The sequence below is a fragment of the Ruegeria sp. TM1040 genome (assembly GCF_000014065.1).
Lineage (GTDB): Bacteria > Pseudomonadota > Alphaproteobacteria > Rhodobacterales > Rhodobacteraceae > Epibacterium.
In genome coordinates, this window is sequence record NC_008044.1 from 1,373,500 (window position 1) to 1,390,102 (window position 16,603).

Consider the following 16,603-nt stretch of genomic DNA (forward strand, 5'->3'; position numbering starts at 1 on the left):
ATGGATTTCCTCAATGCCTTCGTGGCGCTTTCAAACTTTGTTCTGATCCCCGGCATCGCCTATGGCAGCCAACTGGCGCTTGGCGCACTTGGGGTGACGCTGATCTACGGGATCTTGCGCTTTTCGAACTTTGCCCATGGGGACACCATGGCCTTTGGGACCATGGTCGTGATCCTGTTTACTTGGCTGTTCCAGTCCTGGGGCATCTCCGCAGGCCCGCTGCCAACCGCGCTTCTGGCGTTGCCAATCGGGATCGTGATGACCATGGGGTTGGTTCTGATCACCGACAAGGCCGTGTTCAAATTCTACCGCGAGCAAAAAGCAAAGCCCGTGGTCTTTGTGATGGTCTCGCTTGGCGTGATGTTCATGATGAACGGGCTTGTGCGCTTTATCATCGGTCCCGGCGATCAGCGGTTTGGTGATGGCGAGCGGTTCATCATCAAGGCCCGCACCTTCAAGCAGATGACCGGTCTTGATGAGGGTCTAGCAATCAAGACCTCGCAGGGCATCACCGTGGTCACAGCCATTGTTGTGGTGGCGCTGTTGTTCTGGTTCCTCAACAAGACCCGAACGGGCAAATCCATGCGCGCCTATTCCGACAACGAGGATCTGGCGCTGTTGTCTGGCATCAATCCCGAACGCGTGGTCATGATCACATGGATCATCGTCGCAGCACTGGCGACCATTGCCGGCACGCTATACGGGCTTGATAAGTCATTCAAACCTTTCACTTATTTCCAGCTTCTCCTGCCGATCTTTGCGGCGGCCATCGTGGGCGGTCTCGGCAGCCCTCTGGGCGCAATCGCTGGTGGGTTTGTCATCGCCATGAGCGAGGTGATGATCACCTACGCTTGGAAAAAAGTGGGCGGTTACCTGCTGCCTGAAAGCCTGGAACCAGAGGGGCTCGCACAGCTTCTGAGCACGGATTACAAATTTGCGGTTTCCTTTGCGATCCTCGTCGTTGTGCTGCTGTTCAAACCCACCGGTATCTTCAAAGGAAAAGCGGTATGAGCGATACGTTGAAACATACGCTTCTGTTCGCCTTCGTCGGCCTGTTGCTGGTGCTCGAGGGGACCACAAATGCGTTTGGCGTTTTCTCGGGATCGTGGAACTCTGCGTTGACCATCCTCAATATGGGGCTGATCTCGGCCATCATGGCGATTGGGGTCAATCTGCAGTGGGGGTTTGCCGGGTTGTTCAACGTCGGCATCATGGGCTTTACCGCGCTTGGCGGGCTGGCCGTGGTTTTGACCTCCATGCCGCCCACCCCCGGTGCCTGGCAGGCAGGTGGTTGGCAAATCCTGCTGGCGCTGGTGCTGGGTGCGGCGACCATCGCAGCCGCAATCTACAGCTATCGGGTGATGGCGGCGGGCAAGGCGCGCACGCTGACCCTGCTTGCAATCCTGATCGTGGGATTTGTGGTTTACCGCGCAGCGCTGGATCCCGGTGTTGAAGCCATCGAGTCGATCAACCCCGCGCTTGAGGGCAACATTGGCGGCTTTGGCCTGCCCGTGCTCCTGGCCTGGCCGCTGGGCGGTCTGCTGGCGGCGGGTGTTGCGTGGATGATCGGCAAGACAGCGCTGGGGCTGCGGTCGGACTATCTGGCGATCGCAACACTTGGCATTGCCGAGATCATCATTGCGGTGCTGAAGAACGAGGACTGGCTGTCCCGAGGGGTCAAAAACGTCGTCGGCTTGCCGCGCCCCCTGCCCTATGAGGTTGATTTGCAAGCAGATCCTGCGTTCGTGAACCAGGCTGCGGCTTGGGGCATGGATGCCACCACGGCCTCCACGCTCTACGTGAAACTGGGCTATGCGCTCATGTTCACGGTCGTGCTGCTGGTCTTCCTCTGGATGGCACAAATGGCGCTCAAGAGCCCCTGGGGGCGGATGATGCGCGCCATTCGGGACAATGAAGTGGCCGCCAACGCCATGGGCAAACATGTCACCCGGCGCCATCTGCAGGTCTTCATCCTTGGTTCGGCCATTTGCGGCGTGGCTGGTGCGATGATGACGACGCTCGACAGCCAGTTGACACCCGGCACCTACAACCCGCTGCGGTTTACCTTCCTCATCTGGGTGATGGTGATCGTCGGAGGCTCCGGTAACAACTTCGGCGCGGTGCTTGGCGGGCTCTTGGTGTGGTTCCTGTGGATCAAGGTGGAGCCGATGGGCGTGATGCTGATCGAGCTTGTGACCTCTGGCATGTCCGAGGACAGCGGACTGCGCGCACATCTTCTGGAGAGTGCCTCACATATGCGCCTGTTCACCATGGGGCTGGTCTTGCTGCTGGTGCTCCGGTTTAGCCCAAGGGGTCTGATCCCGGAGAAATAACCTCGGCAAGCCTGCCAACTTGAAGACAAACAAAAACGCCTGTCGAAATATTCGGCAGGCGTTTTCAATTTCCCGAGAGCCTTAATCCCGAAGCTTTGTAAATACCAGTTTCATGGGAATATCCGGCGCATCACGGCTTGCGGCGGTGCCGACGATGCGGTTGTTGCTCAGCAGTTTTGCGTTCACTGCGATGCTCACATGCTCTTTGCCAAAGACTGGCACCATGTCGTTTTTATGCGCGTGTCGAAACGCTTCGAGTTCGAGCGCCACATCAGATCCTGCCTGCGAATAGTTCCCGTCGTATGCGATGATACTGTCACCTCCGCGCGCGCGCCCGCCCGCAAAACTGATGACTCCAAATCCGCGCAGAGCGGGGGTTACAAATTCGACTGTGTAAAGACCATCGATGTTCTTCAACTGCTACTCCAAAAACCATGTCGCAAAACGCCCCAAAGGAATGTCGCAATTCCATCGGGGTCTATGAAAAATAGAATCGATATTGATCAAAAAGAAGTGGTTCGGATCAAAATGGTGAATGGGACGGGCCTATATTGCAAGCCCCAACGCAGTATCTGGTCTGATCTGCCTCATGGGACATGGCGTCATCATCAGGCAAAGACTGGCCACGCTCAAAAGCGCAGCGTCTAGTTTGAAACTTATGGAGAAGTGGTGCGGGTGAAGGGACTTGAACCCCCACGCCTTGCGGCGCCAGAACCTAAATCTAGCGCGGATTTATGCAAATCAGCGCCTTAGCTTTTTTATTTCCCCAAACAAAGCCAGAACGAACTAGGAAACCGGGAAACTCGCGCAGCTGCCTATTCTACCGGCTCAGCCGTGATTGCGGTGCGATATCCCCCACTGTCTAGGATGTGGGTTGCCCGGCTGACCAACCATTCTCCGTCAATGTAGGATCGAAACCCACTGGCGCTCAGGCGCGCCTCGGCGACTATGTCGGAGTTTCCGGGCATGGTGATTGAAAGGCTGCGTCCTGCTCGCCCCAAGCGCTTTAACTCGGATTCGGCTGTTTTCCGGGCTGTTACCTTGTCCGGGAAGCGTCGCCGCAGCCTTAAGGCGGGCTCACCTTGCCCGGCCTCTACCTCAACCGGCTGACCAGCTTCGAGATCCTGCGTGGTCGCGATTACGCGCCCAACCCGCTCGCGCAGGCTGTTCCTGTAGCGCCATTCGGTCACCGATGATTTATCAACTCTCACCACCGGGAGAGGCTGGCCGGATGCGGTTAGGCTTTCCCCTCGCCTGGTCATGATCAGTCGGCCATTGCCCGGCTTGGCAATCGCATCAAAATCCCGCGCGATCCGTGACAAGAGATTGATATCGCTTTCGTCAATCTGATCGATGTGAGGCAAAGCCTCTGCGCGCAGGCTTTCGGACACCATAGCGATCAGGCCATGCTCGCTCGCGATTTTTTCGACCATTGCCCCTATTGTGGTGCCTTCGGGCCAGCTCCGCTTTTTCTGATCGGTAAGCGCCGTTTTGCCGCTTGTGGTTTCTCCGTTCACCGATGCCGTCCCGGTGATCGTCACGGTATCAGGTGGCCCGCCCGTCTCAATCGTATCGGCGACAAACAAGCCCATGTAGGACAGACTAAGCGGGAACCCCAACCAGACTTCGATTTCAGCGCCAGCGCGGGGTTCGGAAATCCTCTGAAACAGGTTCGTGTCACTTAGGCGGATCTCGACAGTGTCAGACTGCACGCCTGCGCCATCCGTCACACGTAAGCTCACCAGCCGCGGCGCAAGAACGCCACTGATATCTTTGCCGTCAACAGTGACTCGAAAGTACGGTCTGAAATCCATCAATCCCATAGGCGCAGGCTTTCTGCTTCTTTGGGTGTATCGATCACGGGGAGTTTAACCCGAGTTCCCAGCGGCAGGATCGGCCCCATTGCAGCGATACCCGGATTTGCTTCGAGCACCGTTTCGAACGCGCCCCGGATCTCTGCGCGGTAGTGGCGCCAGACAATCTCATCGAGGGCCTCACCTTCCTTAGAATGGTAGAAGACTGCGGAGTCCACCGTCGTACCTCCGAATACTGATCCCAAATTCTTGCCACAGTGGCGCGCCATGGTGCGTAAAGGTCCGTTGGCCCTCTCGCACACTTTTGACCACCCAAACGCCCAGAATGCGCCCTGTACCAGCAATGAGCGGCAACGGAATGCCGATGGCGGCCTGACGGCGCATCTTGTCTAGTTGCGCCAGCCCGCCCTTGAAGTGTGGATAAATTACTCCGCGCAACGAAATCGTGTCCTCGCCATATCCCGTGAATTGCAATGCGTCATCTGCGCCGACACGCTCCTGCGCAGCCCAGCGGTATTCGGTCGACCTCTCAAGGTTTTGATAGGCAGCGTTGTCGATACTGAACTGGTAGGCGCCGAGTTGCATCATCGTTCCGGCCATCATGCGCCCCCGTATTGCCCATAATTGTGAGCCTGGTCATAGAGCGCCCCTGCCTGCGCTTCGCGCCCGCGGCGCTCGAGCTCGTCGATGAGACTCTGCGGGCTCATACTGCCAGCATGAATTTGTGCATGGATCACAACCGGCGCGGCCTGAGCAGCATGCGTCTGCGGAGAAGCTACCCGACCCTGCATCTGATCGCCTGTGACCTCGATACGCTGCAACACCGGCGCGACGGCTTGCTGCGCGCCCGCCATGGCCCTCTGCAGGCCAGCACCCAAAGCATCCAGAACAGGCCCAGCGCGCTCAGACAGACGCGCCAGACGCTCTGTCGCGTTTGCGTGTGCCACATAGCCGCCCTTCGAGGTCCAGATCGTCTCAGGCCCTTGTTCTCCAACCTCGCGGAAGCCACGCCCGATGGTGCCGCCTAAATAGGAACCAGAAATCCTTATGGGCTTTGCGCGACCGCTGCGCGGATTGGCCGGCCCTTCATCGCCACTGCTATCGCCACCGCCGAACAGATTGCTGACACCGTTACTGATGCTGTCGCCGATTCCCTGGATGCCCGCGACGGCTCCCGCACCCTTGTCCCGGAGCCATGACAGGCCATCGAGGACGGGTTGCAGCTTTTCCATCAGCCAAACGAACTTTTGCGCCAGCCATTCGATCACAGCGCCGACAGCGGTTTTGACCTCTTCCCACGCGGCGGAGATCCCGCCGGTTGCGCCCAGTGCCTCGATCACAGGTCCGATACTGCCGTCATACGCAGTTTCGAGCACGACGCCGATTTCGCCAATAGCGGTCCCGATCATCGTGCGGGCGATGTCCCACGCTGCTGTGATGTGGCTTGTAATCCCCAGCTTGTCGGTGATCGGCTTTATCCCGTTCTCCCATGCAAAACGAAAAACTCCAGTGATCCCGTCGAACACTGTCGAGAAGACCGCCTTTGCTGATCCCCAAGCGTCGGACAGGCCTGCAGCGGCGGCATCCATGTCACCCCGCCAGACACCAGAGACAAATCGACCAAGCCCGCCGAAATGACCCTTCACGCCATCCCATAGTTCGGCGAACCACGGCCCGACCTTCTCCCAGTTTTCATAGATCAGGTAAGCAGATCCCGCGATCCCGGCCACGGCAAGCCCAATGGGGTTCATCAGCAAAGCCCGCCCGACAGCAAGAACGCCCGTCTTGACCAGGGCAAGCCCACCAGCGAACAACTTCATCGCGCCAGCTCCTGCGGCCCCCCACGGCACAAGCGCCGCCATAGAGACGCCGAGGCGACCGACCGCCCAGCCGAAATTGAGCACGCTGGCGATGGTGCGACCGGCCAAGACCGTGCCGACGACGATTCCGAAATTCTTCCAGCCCCCGACCATTTCCGCCGTTTTGGAGATCACGCCACCGACTGCCTTAGACACATCACCCATGCCCTCGGCGATTTGACCGATCACAGGCAAAGCTGCCTCAAGCTTGGTTGCGGCGGTATCAGCAAAGGCTGCAACGTCGTCGCGATTGGTCACGGCCCATTCGCTAAACCGCTGCATCGACCGGGTGACCACAGGCATCAGCTCTGACCCGATGGTGTTTTTCAGGCCTTTGATCGACAGTTGCGCATCTAGCTGTGCGTCGGCAAAAGCTTCTGCGTCCCGCGCAGCTTCCTCGCTCAAGACATAGCCGGTGCGCCGGGCGTCTTCGCGCAGTTGTTCCAGCGCATCCGATCCGTTTCCGAGCATGTTTACCATGCCGATCCCCGACCGGCTGAACAATGCCGCAGCAATCGCCGCGCGTTCGGCTGGCGCTTCGATACCCTGCAGTTTGTCCGCGATTGCACCCATGGCGCGCTCTGGCCCCATGGCTATCAGGTCGCTTGCACTCAGGCCGATCTGGTCGAGCGCTTTTTTCGCGGCACCCGTGCCTTGCGCTGCCTCGCCCAGGCGCTTCTGCATTGCTGTCAGTGAGCTATCGAACGTCTCTGTCGACACCCCAGAGCGCTCGGCCGCATAGCGGTATTCCTGTAACGCCTCGATCCCGATCCCGAGCTTCCCTGCCGTTTTGGCAACCTGGTCACCGTATGAAGCCGTTGAACTGGTCAGCGCGAAGATCCCGGCGCCAACCGCTGTAATTCCAATTGCCGATTGCCTTGCGAGCCGTCCGATCCGTTGGGTCATATCGCCAAAGGTTTTGCCGACCCGGGCGCTGTCGCGCATCGCGCGCTCCCAGCGCCTCTGTTTGCGCGCCAGATCCTCGAGCGTGCGCTCTAATGCTTCATACTCGCGGTCCAGGTGCTCGACCGATTTGCCCTGTTTCTCAAGGTCTTTGCGCGTGCGCGAAAGCTCTTTCTGGCGTTCTTTAACATCGCGGATGCTTTGCCCGACCTTGTCAAAGCCCGACCGGACAAAACCGATACCCTTGCGGAAGGAATTTTCAACAACACCGCCGATGGTCACAGTGGCGTTAAGGCGCTGATTTTTTGCCATTGATTTCCCTCAGGCCTTCAAGCCACCACGTCATGCGACTGACGCTCATTGCGGAGATCTCGGCGCACGACCAGCCGGTCTCGCGTGCGATCAGCAGCACGCCGAGGCGCGCCGCCTCAGGCGTCAGCCATTGAAAAAATCCAGCGCCTCTTGAAGTCGGCGGTAGTCGCGCATCGGAGCGGTCTGCACCTCTTCGGGCGACAGATCTGCCAGATTTGCAATCAGCGTGATTTCATGAACGGCGTTGTCACCCTTTGCCATTTGGCGCGCGGCCATGTTGTCGCCTGCCGTCGGTTCGCGCAGGGTGACCTCTTTGCGTTTTTCGCTGCCAACGGTGATGCCCTTTGCAAGCGTCACGGTCACGGACTCCTGATCGCCGTCGGTGTTGTGCTTGCAATAGGAAGGAAGTGCCGGATTTTGCATGGTTGCTCCTTAGATGCCCAGCGCGGCGCGCTGCTCTGCCAGATGATCGACGCCGTCGATGATCCGCTTCATATTGATCACGTCGATATCGCAAACGACGCGCGGCCCGACGGTTTCCTTAAACGCTTCAAGCGTCATGCTTACAGTGAGGGTCGCAGACTGCCCGGGCGACCAGGTGCCACGATCAGGGGTGATGATCTTTCCCCGCATGTTGTGGATTACCGGCGTGACGGTGCCATCCTCGCTTTCCAGAGCGCCGCGCGCGGTGATCTGGATCCGACGCCCCGGCGCGATACCCCAGAGGGCCAACACGTCTGCGCTGTAGTTGCGCAACACAAACGAGGTGGTCATCTTTTCCATGCCCATATCGAGATCGATCGGGCCGTTCATACCACCGCCGCGGTATTCCTCGGTTGCGATAGACGGGCTTGGCGGGGTGTAGTCGCCCAGCTCACCAGCAAAGCCCCGCCCGTCAACGAACAGATTGAAGTTTTTCAGAATGTTGCGAATAGACATTAGCCCAGCGCCTCCGTGATGTACTCATTTGTCAGGTGAGAGCGGAAGGTCACCCGCTCGGCTGGGTACACGGGTGTAAAGTCAAAGTTGAACCACACCTGCCCGTTGGCAATGCTCTCGGGGGTGTTCAAATCCGGATCAGCCCAGCACGTACCACCGAGGATCGCACCTTGCGCAACCAGCCCCGCGATAAAGGCGTTCACCCCTTCGACCACGTCCTCGATGTAGGTCTTGGAAATCCCACGGTCCACGGCCCAAAGATGCGTGCGCTGGATGCTTTCATTCAACACATCTGCGGTGCGCCGCACACAGAGGTATTGCCACTTTGGATCGGCTGTGGGCGCGCGGTTCCCCCAAAGGCGGAACCCGTCCTGACGGATGATCGTAGCGACGTCATTGCTGTTGAGCAGGTTCGCTCGGCTTGCCTGATCGCCCAGCTTGAAATCAACCGGGCGCGAGGTCCCGATTATTCCAAAAATACCCTTATTTGAGGGCGATACCCAAAACCCTTCGTCATTGTCAGTGCGGGCAATCACACCAGCAACCCGGGCAGAGGCCGGTTCATTGACCACCTCACCTGCGCTGTCGAGAACCTTCACCCAAGGGTCAACGACATAGATGCGACCTGAAGTGCCCCAATCGCCAGCGTAAGTGTGTGCATCTGCGTCGGTCGTGTTCGGCCCGTCTGCGATGATCACCGCGCCGATACGGTTAGCAATGCCTTCCAACTCGGCGACCACCGGGTTCGCAAGATAGGAGCCGGGATTTCCTGCGTCCTCTGGGCGCTGATGCGTCCAACCTGGGGCGATAAGGATGCGCGGTGCAAACCCCACGACGCTCTCCGCACCAGACAGCGCATGCACACCCTCAAATTGCCCGTCCGTCGCATTCACGCCGCCGATCACATTGGCGAGCGTTGCTGCTTCATCGACGCCCTCGTCAACGCGCACAACGATCACAACCGCGCCGATCTGGTCAAAGATCCCGTCGAGCGCAGCAGGAAGCGTTCCACCGCCGGTGCCGTCGTCGGTGGTGTCGAGCTTTGCCGCCTCAAGGCGGCTGCCTGCGACCAGTACCGGTGTATTCAGCGGAAAGGCAGTTTCGTCAGCCGCAGGCGCAGTCCCAACAATACCGATCACACTGGTCGGGATCGCTTGGATCGGGCGCGGACCCGTGTCGATCTCGAGAACCTCGACGCCGTGAAGAAACCCAGCCATTTTACCCTCGCTGCAAATTGCATGTTGCTGCAATCATCGCGAGCGCGAGCGATAAGCGCCTCTGGCGGTTTTCCTTCGGTATAGCCAGAGGGTCAGATTCCCAATGCCGAGATTCACAGTCCCAATGCAGATTGACCTAAGCGGCGGGCCCACATCGCGACAAAAGCGATGGTCGTGCGAAGTGGGGGCGCATGATCGCTCAAAGCAGCTGCTCGCCATTGTGCGTCGGCCTCGAAAGCGCGAGATCCGTTCTCGAGAAGCGTGTCATGTATCAATGCCGCTTTAAGGTAATAGGGATCATCTGGCGACCAGATCCATTGCAAAACGCGAGGTACAGAGCTTTCAAATTCACGGCCCGGCGGAATTGTCAGAACAAATGGTGATGTTTTCCACATCAGGTGCCAGGTTACGGTTCGCGTGGTTACATAGCCACGCGAACCACCCTTGATGCACCATGACGTATCAAGCGCCATTTATGCCTCGACACCGCTCGAGATTTCCGCCTTTCGTTCTGGCGTCAAAAGCCCAGCTGCAACCAGCAGATCTAGTCCCGCCTGAATTTGCGGATTACCCAGATCAACATTGTCAGTTGGTGCGAGCGCATCAATCCGCTGCAACATGACTGCCAATTTGGCGACCCCCATCAAGCGAGCCTTTTCCGGCGCATCTGCGGCGTTAAGCTTGTCAGAGGTGACCTGTTCAGATGCCGCGATACGGATCATTGCTTCCTCATCAGGGGTAAACAGACCGTAGTATTCGGTGCGGGTTACACTGGTTCGCATTTGCCCAGAGTTCGGCTCATTTGATGGTCCCGGCTCAGGTGGCGCTACCCAAGTGCCTTGCGCATCGCGCCGCCAGCCTAGCCCTACTTCGTCCGGCACCGCTTCGAACTGCGCAGCAATGCTGGGGTGAAATGCTGTCTCGGGTGCAGGATGCACATCGACTGCAACGTCGTTTTGAATGCGCGCTTTCATTTTACCACTCCACAATCACGAGGCCATGTCCGCCTTTGCCGCCATCACCGCGGGCGCCGCCGCCACCGCCGCCAATGCCGCCGTGGTTGCGACCTCCGGAGAACCCGCCGCCCGCACCGCCACCAATACCGCCGCGACCACCGTGGTGTGATGTTGTATTCCAACCACCGCCACCGCCGCCGCCAATCCCTCCCGGAGCGCCTTGATACTCAGTGCCCTCTCCACCGCCGCCAACGAACCCATCAAACGGAAATCGTAGAACAGCGTTTATCGGGTTGAAGGACGTGTAGGGGTTCTCGGATGAGCTTGCGCGCTCTATTCCGGCCTGATGGCCAAGAATGTCGGGCGCACCGAAATTGTCGCTCTCATGCCAGCCGTGGTGGTGCAAGTCTGCTAGGCCAAATGGCCCACCGCCACCATAAGCGAAGCTGTGACCGTTGTTCACGCCTGCCCCGCCCGATTGGACAAACGCGGCGCTATTGCCGCCATTTCCAAGCTGTGATCCAGCGCCCCCGCCCCCAGTTCTCTGGGCTTGCCCCGACACCCCGCCCGATGCCTGAAAGTCGCCACCAAAGCCTTGGCCTCCGACCGTGGGCGTGTTGCTGTCGTCGGATGCAGTGCCGCCCGTGGCCGAAATCAAAGCGCCAAAAGACGACGTGCCGCCCGAAGTTGGGAAATCGCCACCGTCGCCGCCTTGCCCCACCGTTACGTCGAAGCTGTCGCCCGGTGTGACGTCAAAAACGCCATGTGCATAACCACCTCCGGCTCCGCCGTAGCCGTCATTGCCGCGCCCGCCGCCGCCGGGGCCAACAACACGCACACGTAGACTTGTGACACCTGCGGGAACGATGAAGATGTGTGTCCCGGGCTGTTGGAAACAACTCCACATGCCCGAGCCGAACTCGCCCATGTAGCCTGCCGGTAGGATTTTCTGGCCCGAAATTGTATTGGTTCCGATCCCCACTGCTGCTGCGCTAGCTTGTTCCGAACCTGATGCAAAACGCGCCATCAGACGTCCTCCTCATAACCTGAAACCCTCACATCCACTGTGTCGGTGGAAGCTTGGACATAGATCACCTCACCCGCCGCCATCGGTTCATTGGTGCGGAGAAGTGGGTTGGCAAGGGACACAGAATGTCCGGTTTCAATCCAGTCACCATCAGCAGGCGCGCTACCATCCGTGATCGCAATTTTTACGGTTGCCGCATCGGGTCCATGATTTGCCACGTTGATATTGATTGCCGCACCAGTTGCAGCCGGAACGGTATAGAGGGCGGTGTTTACACCCGCCGACAACCTCGCTCGCGCCTTGATAAATCCGCTCGCCATGTTAGCGACCTCCGAGGTAAGCGCGCCGTGCGCGCGTGGGTTTCAAGAGATTGGCCACGGTATCCGCATAGTTTTCATCATTGGCGATGGCAGCGGCGATCTCGGACAGCGTGTTCAAAGCTTCGGGCGCGCCAGCCACCAAATCATTTACGGCCTGATCCAGAACCAATTTGACCGCATGTGGCGACATGATTGTGTCTGTGCTGACACCCGCAATGGCCTGCGGATCGGTTGCAAATTTGGCAGAGACTTGGCCATCAACATAATTGATCACCCATGCCGTCGTGGCCGTCACCACTGCTGGATCAATAGTGAGGTTGATTGTGCCTGCATTGGCGACAAGGAACTCGATACGGACCAGGGTGTCCGAAAACGCGCCATCGGCGGGCACCGGCTTGTATGTCTCCGGCAGGTTGCCGACTACAAAAAGTGTGCCATCATCTGTAAAAAGGCCCACCTCGCGCATAACAAAAGCGCCCGTTGCGGCGGGGATCACAAGCTCGGCGGCATATTTGGTGGGCTGGCCAATCGGATCGGGCTGATAGACGCGATTGATCGCGGCCCGAAACACCTCTCCCGCGAGGCCAGTCATAGCCGGATCAGGGACAATTGCCGCGCCACCACCGTCGCCCACCGCCATATCGCCGAGGGTGATCAGCGCCCCCTCTCCCTGAGCTTGCGCCAAAAGCGCCAGTCCTGCGGTGGTGTGAATTGCAACTATCTGTGTCATCTTACCCCCTTCATGCTGCGCTCACGGTGATCTCTTGCCCCACCACTACCGCCGCTGCGGCGACGGGTTCAGAGACTGTTGCGGTCGAGATTTGAACTGATGTTAGGTGCGCCCGAATAGGCTTTGATTCATCAACTGCGCGCAGTGCGCGCTGGATACTCTCAGGGCTGTTAAAGTCGCGCACAGCATCAAGCTTGAGTGCAAAAGTATGGGGTGCCCTTCGCGGATCTGCCTGAAACCACTCCACGATTTCAGGCACAAACCCAATCGCCTCGAGCGCCTCAGCGACTGCACCCCGTGTCCCTTTTCGTTGATGGACCACAAAAGAGCGGCGAATAACCTCACGCTTTGCAGGCTCGCTCCAAGAAGGATCCCACTCATCTACAGAGAGAGAAAAGGCCAACCATGGCAAAAGCTCAACCGGGCAACGATCAGGATCCCAGATTTCGCGGAGCGGCGCTGTCGTGAAGAGAGGCGGCCCGCTAACTGCTTCCAAAGCGCGTTCCTGCGTCGTTGCGTTATGCGGCAGAAGGCTTTCAGGCATTGGTGCCCCCAATGCTAACTGAAACAGCAGAGCAGAATGCCGCCTCGCTTGCATCTACCAGAATATCTGCTGCAGGACTGATCAGCGCGACGTTCTGCACTCCTGGCTGATGAAGTGCAGCATAAAGCCCCGAAAGGGTAATATCTGCCCCGATACGGTGCTGCTGGCTTGCATACTCTAGTGCTGCGCGTTGAGCCGCGTCTCGCACAACCGCACTATCGGGTCCGGGTAAGACAGTAAGAACCGCCTCGATGGTATATCCGATGATTGCGGCCCCTTGGACAGTCACGAGATCCGTAAGCGGGCGCACATCATCCTTGTTCAAGGCAGCATCAACAGCAGTCAGCAGAGTTGCAGGCGCAGCACCATCGCCCGACCGGGAAAGAACCGTGACCAGCACCTCGCCCGGCGCGGGGCTTTGCACGCTGGCATCCCCGACGTCCGGATCCGCGCCAAGTGCATGGAACACATAGGCACCCATCGGCCCCGCAGTGCTCAGCCCTTCAAATGCGAGGAACATTCGGCGGCGCAATGCGTCGTCGGTCTCAAGGACAGGGGGAACTGGCGGGAGAGCCTCAGGATCACCGGGATCGATCACCAATCGTTCAACAGCATAGCGGGCGGCAATATGGTCAAGATCAGAACCCGTCGCATAGGCAGGCATCACTGCTCGCGCTGCGTCGTTCCCCTGCTGAATAGTCAAGGTTCGATAAAACGCCGCGATCTCGAGGATTTTGTAGGCAGGGTCACTTTCGACCAGAGCGTCAAAAGCCGGATCTCTCTGCCTGAGCTCAGATAGCATTTCTGCGAGCGCGACTTCGTAGTCGATAGCCTGCAACACATCGGGCGCAGGCAACTGAGACAGATTGATTGATGCAAAGCCGCCAGCCATCAGTTGAGCCCTATTCCTTCGAGAAACACAGGCTCACCTGTTGGAAGATACTGGCCCGCCAAAGCGATTACGATTGCGCCAGGTTCGGAACCCTCGAGCGAAACACTTTCCAGTTGAAGCCTTGGCTCCCACGTTTCGATGGCTTCGTAGGTCGCTGCCATCATATCTAGTCGAGTTGCGTCATTCATTGGCGCATCAACCAAGCGGTAAAGGCGACTTCCATAGTCGCGGCGCATCACACGGGTGCCAATCGGCGTTGTCAGGATGTCACGCACCGACTGACGCAGATGCGCCAGATCAGACATGTGTTTGCCAGTGGATGCGTCTATTCCAATCATGGGCCGATCATTGCCGTGATCAGCTCCACTAGGCCTCTGGCGGTTTTCCTATCCACCCGCGAACACGTTCCCGGAGCCGCTCGCGACGGAGGAACCGCAATCGACGGGATCACCGATGCGCCCAATCTGTTTGCCCTCAACGAACACGGTGCTCGACCCGGTGGCAAGGATGCCGCCATGGCAAATCGGTACTGGATTGCAATGAACCGACCAGCCATCTCCCTGTCTGTGGACAGGCTTGCCGTTTGTATAGACGGAACCGCTACCGCCAGTGCTCGAGCGGGAAGGATAGTTGCCGTGGCCCGTGCAGGTGTCGCCTTTTCTGGTAACAGCCGGCATCAGTTCAGGTCGATCCTGGGTGCGCTAATCCGGATCCCGTTTTCATCGATCTCAATCGAGGAATCGCCGACTTGGATCTTGAACAACCCACCCGCTCCGGCTGTTGGAGGGTTAGAACTGCTGAAGGCCGAGCCGATGATTACGCCTTGCGCGGTGTCACCAGATTCCGACAAGACCATGACCTGCTCGCCCTCCGACGGTGGAGCCCAGACGCTGATTGCCCCGGCGCGAAGCGGAAACCATGACAGCCAAGCGCTTTCGCTCTCGCCGCCGAAACTAACCTTCGCGCGAGCGGCGCCCGGGTCAACGGCGGTAATCACACCAAACCGCACGATCCCCTCGCGCACTTGTTCGTTTCTTGCCGCGCCATAGCTCATAGCGGTGCCTCCACGGTTTCGGAATATTCATCCTCATTGCCTGGCCCGATATCTGGTGCCCAGCCTACATTTACCACCTCTGGAACGACGCCCTCGCCGGTCCACACGCTTTCGCCCAGATCGATCTGTTGATCCCATTCGACGGACCAGACCTCGAACTTGTCAAATTCAGGGTCGAAAGCATCAGGCCCGATATACGTCACCTGTGCCGGACCAACCCTTTGCCCCCATCTCTGGCGATGAACTTTGGCGGCGAGCGCGGCCGTCAATTGGCGAACCTCACGTTTGACGCCCTCTGTGCGAAAGCCGAGGATAACGCGGGCGACCCATTTTGAAACGAAAGGCACCTGTTCGGTGCCGGGGTCTGCATCCGGATCGCCTTCTAGGTCGATCAGTTCGACCAGTACCGCAGGCACCGGCAGGGCCTTTTTATCGAGGTCATAGTCACCGACAGTGGCGAGGTCAGGAAAGTCGGCCCTGATCTGGGCGAGTATTGCGTCGTGCATCGCGATCAGATCAACGTTTCTGGACATCAGCTACCCACTCCATAGATCGTACGGGCGCGCACCTCGGCCCGAAAATAGTGAAAGAATACCTCTTCGATCTCGTCAAAAACTTCGTCCTCGATAAAGGTTTGGGCCTCATCGTCGATAGGCATCCTCGCCTCTTTGATCGGATAGGCACGAGATCCGGCCCGCTGTTTGATCGTAGGGCGGCCCTTTGCATTTCTGCCAATGAACCCGCCCGGGAAATCGTGCCCGGCATAGCTGGCTCCTGTCGCCGTCCTGGACGCGCGGCCCTTGAAGGCTGACACCCGCATATCATTCAGGCCGAACCACATGCGAACGCTCCCCATGGCGCCATTCCGCTTGAACCGAAACCCTTGCAGGCGTCGGCGTAGCTCCGCAGCGGTGCGCAATTGCAGCTTGGTTCGCAGTCCCTTGCGCGAGCGAGTTTTCATGGTTTGCGCGGTTCGACGCAAGGCGCGGGAATAGGCGTTGCGCAGATCCTTTTCGCTGGCGTCAAACTCTTCGGCGATGCGCCTCAGTTCGCCTTGATCAAAATCGAAGGCAGCAAACACGCGATCACTCCGTCGCCATGTGCAGCACCGCGAAACCGGTTCCGTCAGGCTGCGGATTTGTCAGCAGGTAATAGGTCCGCCCCTCGATCACGACGGGATCCTTGTCGCGCAGGTCGGCGACATCGGACGCCTTGCAAGTCAGGCGCGGATCGGAGCTGTCAGCCTCATACTCACCAATCTGGGCGTTCATGTAAGGCTCGTCGAAGATCCCGCGGATGGTACGAGAAACGCCTCCCCGTGGCGTGACGGTTACCTCAAGGGCAAAGTCGTCCGTCGACAGGAAGGCGTCGGGATTATCCCAGCTCGGCGCTGGCATCAGGTGGGCGCTTTGGCCGTGGCTGCCGGATCAGTTTTGGCCGGGTCGGTCGCTGCCGCCTTCTTCGCGCCCGTCTCAGCAGCTTTCTTGCTGGCAGGTTTCTCCGGCGGTTCTTCGATCTTGCCCCGCTCTTTCAGCCCGTGAGCCTCTGCGGCAGTCAACGCGACGGTATCGCCTGGCTTCTTGATCGCCTTATCCCAGACAAAAGCACTGGTGACGGCGAAAATCTTTTTCTGCGGTTTCTTGGTATCAGCCACGTTTTCGATCCTTTTTCAGGGGGTGTCTCTGGCCTGATCAGGCCAGAGA

The 16,603-nt window shown here is 58.7% G+C and carries 24 protein-coding genes; 2 read left to right on the forward strand and 22 right to left on the reverse strand.

Annotated elements, in window-relative coordinates:
• Complete coding sequence (locus TM1040_RS10720; protein WP_011538614.1) at positions 1–1,011, forward strand: branched-chain amino acid ABC transporter permease; 1,011 nt, start codon at positions 1–3, stop codon at positions 1,009–1,011.
• The gene (locus TM1040_RS10725; protein WP_011538615.1) at positions 1,008–2,333 is read left to right on the forward strand and encodes a branched-chain amino acid ABC transporter permease; all 1,326 of its coding nucleotides are present in this window, start codon (positions 1,008–1,010) and stop codon (positions 2,331–2,333) included. The genes TM1040_RS10720 and TM1040_RS10725 overlap by 4 nt, the downstream gene beginning before the upstream one ends.
• 81 nt (positions 2,334–2,414) lie before the next feature.
• Here TM1040_RS10725 and TM1040_RS10730 read toward each other — a convergent pair whose 3' ends face one another.
• The 22 genes from TM1040_RS10730 to TM1040_RS10830 form a co-directional block, all read right to left on the reverse strand.
• The gene (locus TM1040_RS10730) at positions 2,415–2,750 is read right to left on the reverse strand and encodes a hypothetical protein (RefSeq protein WP_011538616.1); all 336 of its coding nucleotides are present in this window, start codon (positions 2,748–2,750) and stop codon (positions 2,415–2,417) included.
• A 398-nt stretch (positions 2,751–3,148) separates the two neighbouring features.
• Positions 3,149–4,045 (reverse strand): contractile injection system protein, VgrG/Pvc8 family, encoded by an 897-nt coding sequence (locus TM1040_RS10735; protein ID WP_254658873.1) that lies wholly within the window; start codon positions 4,043–4,045, stop codon positions 3,149–3,151.
• Between the two features lie 101 nt (positions 4,046–4,146).
• Positions 4,147–4,365 carry a tail protein X gene (locus TM1040_RS10740; protein ID WP_011538618.1) on the reverse strand — a complete coding sequence of 73 codons (219 nt, stop codon included), beginning with the start codon at positions 4,363–4,365 and terminating at the stop codon, positions 4,147–4,149.
• Positions 4,337–4,747 carry a phage tail protein gene (locus tag TM1040_RS10745; RefSeq protein WP_011538619.1) on the reverse strand — a complete coding sequence of 137 codons (411 nt, stop codon included), beginning with the start codon at positions 4,745–4,747 and terminating at the stop codon, positions 4,337–4,339. Before TM1040_RS10745 ends, TM1040_RS10740 begins: the two co-directional genes overlap by 29 nt.
• Entirely contained in the window at positions 4,747–7,221 is a 2,475-nt protein-coding gene (locus tag TM1040_RS10750; RefSeq protein ID WP_011538620.1) for a phage tail tape measure protein, read from the reverse strand. The genes TM1040_RS10745 and TM1040_RS10750 overlap by 1 nt, the downstream gene beginning before the upstream one ends.
• Before the next feature lie 123 nt (positions 7,222–7,344).
• On the reverse strand, positions 7,345–7,644 hold the full coding sequence (locus TM1040_RS10755) for a phage tail assembly protein (RefSeq protein WP_011538621.1): 300 nt from the start codon (positions 7,642–7,644) through the stop codon (positions 7,345–7,347).
• Between the two features lie 9 nt (positions 7,645–7,653).
• The gene (locus tag TM1040_RS10760) at positions 7,654–8,160 is read right to left on the reverse strand and encodes a phage major tail tube protein (protein ID WP_011538622.1); all 507 of its coding nucleotides are present in this window, start codon (positions 8,158–8,160) and stop codon (positions 7,654–7,656) included.
• On the reverse strand, positions 8,160–9,377 hold the full coding sequence (locus TM1040_RS10765; RefSeq protein ID WP_011538623.1) for a phage tail sheath C-terminal domain-containing protein: 1,218 nt from the start codon (positions 9,375–9,377) through the stop codon (positions 8,160–8,162). Before TM1040_RS10765 ends, TM1040_RS10760 begins: the two co-directional genes overlap by 1 nt.
• 113 nt (positions 9,378–9,490) lie before the next feature.
• Entirely contained in the window at positions 9,491–9,850 is a 360-nt protein-coding gene (locus tag TM1040_RS20010) for a DUF1353 domain-containing protein (RefSeq protein WP_011538624.1), read from the reverse strand.
• Positions 9,851–10,351, reverse strand: a complete 501-nt coding sequence (locus TM1040_RS20285) for a hypothetical protein (RefSeq protein WP_011538625.1) — start codon at positions 10,349–10,351, stop codon at positions 9,851–9,853.
• Position 10,352: 1 nt separating this feature from the next.
• Positions 10,353–11,360 (reverse strand): glycine-rich domain-containing protein, encoded by a 1,008-nt coding sequence (locus tag TM1040_RS20290; protein WP_011538626.1) that lies wholly within the window; start codon positions 11,358–11,360, stop codon positions 10,353–10,355.
• On the reverse strand, positions 11,360–11,680 hold the full coding sequence (locus tag TM1040_RS19755; protein WP_049763235.1) for a hypothetical protein: 321 nt from the start codon (positions 11,678–11,680) through the stop codon (positions 11,360–11,362). Before TM1040_RS19755 ends, TM1040_RS20290 begins: the two co-directional genes overlap by 1 nt.
• 1 nt (position 11,681) lies before the next feature.
• Positions 11,682–12,410, reverse strand: a complete 729-nt coding sequence (locus tag TM1040_RS19760) for a phage tail protein (protein ID WP_011538628.1) — start codon at positions 12,408–12,410, stop codon at positions 11,682–11,684.
• A 10-nt stretch (positions 12,411–12,420) separates the two neighbouring features.
• Positions 12,421–13,008, reverse strand: coding sequence for a phage tail protein I (locus tag TM1040_RS10790; protein WP_371261773.1), 588 nt, complete (start codon positions 13,006–13,008; stop codon positions 12,421–12,423).
• Positions 12,947–13,846: a baseplate assembly protein gene (locus TM1040_RS10795; RefSeq protein ID WP_011538630.1), complete on the reverse strand. Its 900-nt coding sequence runs from the start codon at positions 13,844–13,846 to the stop codon at positions 12,947–12,949. The genes TM1040_RS10790 and TM1040_RS10795 overlap by 62 nt, the downstream gene beginning before the upstream one ends.
• Positions 13,846–14,184, reverse strand: coding sequence for a GPW/gp25 family protein (locus TM1040_RS10800; RefSeq protein ID WP_011538631.1), 339 nt, complete (start codon positions 14,182–14,184; stop codon positions 13,846–13,848). Before TM1040_RS10800 ends, TM1040_RS10795 begins: the two co-directional genes overlap by 1 nt.
• A 48-nt stretch (positions 14,185–14,232) precedes the next feature.
• Entirely contained in the window at positions 14,233–14,523 is a 291-nt protein-coding gene (locus tag TM1040_RS20025) for a PAAR domain-containing protein (RefSeq protein ID WP_011538632.1), read from the reverse strand.
• The gene (locus TM1040_RS10810) at positions 14,523–14,900 is read right to left on the reverse strand and encodes a phage baseplate assembly protein V (protein WP_011538633.1); all 378 of its coding nucleotides are present in this window, start codon (positions 14,898–14,900) and stop codon (positions 14,523–14,525) included. The genes TM1040_RS20025 and TM1040_RS10810 overlap by 1 nt, the downstream gene beginning before the upstream one ends.
• A complete protein-coding gene (locus TM1040_RS10815; protein ID WP_011538634.1) occupies positions 14,897–15,433 on the reverse strand; it encodes a hypothetical protein in 537 nt (178 codons plus the stop codon). The genes TM1040_RS10810 and TM1040_RS10815 overlap by 4 nt, the downstream gene beginning before the upstream one ends.
• Positions 15,433–15,981: a hypothetical protein gene (locus TM1040_RS10820; RefSeq protein WP_011538635.1), complete on the reverse strand. Its 549-nt coding sequence runs from the start codon at positions 15,979–15,981 to the stop codon at positions 15,433–15,435. Before TM1040_RS10820 ends, TM1040_RS10815 begins: the two co-directional genes overlap by 1 nt.
• A gap of 4 nt (positions 15,982–15,985) precedes the next feature.
• Positions 15,986–16,297, reverse strand: coding sequence for a head-tail joining protein (locus tag TM1040_RS10825; protein ID WP_011538636.1), 312 nt, complete (start codon positions 16,295–16,297; stop codon positions 15,986–15,988).
• Entirely contained in the window at positions 16,297–16,554 is a 258-nt protein-coding gene (locus TM1040_RS10830) for a hypothetical protein (protein WP_011538637.1), read from the reverse strand. The genes TM1040_RS10825 and TM1040_RS10830 overlap by 1 nt, the downstream gene beginning before the upstream one ends.
• Positions 16,555–16,603: the final 49 nt, after the last annotated feature.

Bases quoted from the DNA above. Each gene is read 5' to 3' on its own strand.
- TM1040_RS10745 (WP_011538619.1), bottom strand. From the start codon at position 4,747: ATGGCCGGAACGATGATGCAACTCGGCGCCTACCAGTTCAGTATCGAC.
- TM1040_RS19760 (WP_011538628.1), bottom strand. From the start codon at position 12,410: ATGACACAGATAGTTGCAATTCACACCACCGCAGGACTGGCGCTTTTG.
- TM1040_RS10750 (WP_011538620.1), bottom strand. From the start codon at position 7,221: ATGGCAAAAAATCAGCGCCTTAACGCCACTGTGACCATCGGCGGTGTT.
- TM1040_RS20025 (WP_011538632.1), bottom strand. From the start codon at position 14,523: ATGCCGGCTGTTACCAGAAAAGGCGACACCTGCACGGGCCACGGCAAC.
- TM1040_RS10755 (WP_011538621.1), bottom strand. From the start codon at position 7,644: ATGCAAAATCCGGCACTTCCTTCCTATTGCAAGCACAACACCGACGGC.
- TM1040_RS10765 (WP_011538623.1), bottom strand. From the start codon at position 9,377: ATGGCTGGGTTTCTTCACGGCGTCGAGGTTCTCGAGATCGACACGGGT.
- TM1040_RS10760 (WP_011538622.1), bottom strand. From the start codon at position 8,160: ATGTCTATTCGCAACATTCTGAAAAACTTCAATCTGTTCGTTGACGGG.
- TM1040_RS10720 (WP_011538614.1), top strand. From the start codon at position 1: ATGGATTTCCTCAATGCCTTCGTGGCGCTTTCAAACTTTGTTCTGATC.
- TM1040_RS10825 (WP_011538636.1), bottom strand. From the start codon at position 16,297: ATGCCAGCGCCGAGCTGGGATAATCCCGACGCCTTCCTGTCGACGGAC.
- TM1040_RS19755 (WP_049763235.1), bottom strand. From the start codon at position 11,680: ATGGCGAGCGGATTTATCAAGGCGCGAGCGAGGTTGTCGGCGGGTGTA.
- TM1040_RS10810 (WP_011538633.1), bottom strand. From the start codon at position 14,900: ATGAGCTATGGCGCGGCAAGAAACGAACAAGTGCGCGAGGGGATCGTG.
- TM1040_RS10725 (WP_011538615.1), top strand. From the start codon at position 1,008: ATGAGCGATACGTTGAAACATACGCTTCTGTTCGCCTTCGTCGGCCTG.
- TM1040_RS20290 (WP_011538626.1), bottom strand. From the start codon at position 11,360: ATGGCGCGTTTTGCATCAGGTTCGGAACAAGCTAGCGCAGCAGCAGTG.
- TM1040_RS20285 (WP_011538625.1), bottom strand. From the start codon at position 10,351: ATGAAAGCGCGCATTCAAAACGACGTTGCAGTCGATGTGCATCCTGCA.
- TM1040_RS10795 (WP_011538630.1), bottom strand. From the start codon at position 13,846: ATGGCTGGCGGCTTTGCATCAATCAATCTGTCTCAGTTGCCTGCGCCC.
- TM1040_RS20010 (WP_011538624.1), bottom strand. From the start codon at position 9,850: ATGGCGCTTGATACGTCATGGTGCATCAAGGGTGGTTCGCGTGGCTAT.
- TM1040_RS10790 (WP_371261773.1), bottom strand. From the start codon at position 13,008: ATGCAAGCGAGGCGGCATTCTGCTCTGCTGTTTCAGTTAGCATTGGGG.
- TM1040_RS10815 (WP_011538634.1), bottom strand. From the start codon at position 15,433: ATGTCCAGAAACGTTGATCTGATCGCGATGCACGACGCAATACTCGCC.
- TM1040_RS10800 (WP_011538631.1), bottom strand. From the start codon at position 14,184: ATGATTGGAATAGACGCATCCACTGGCAAACACATGTCTGATCTGGCG.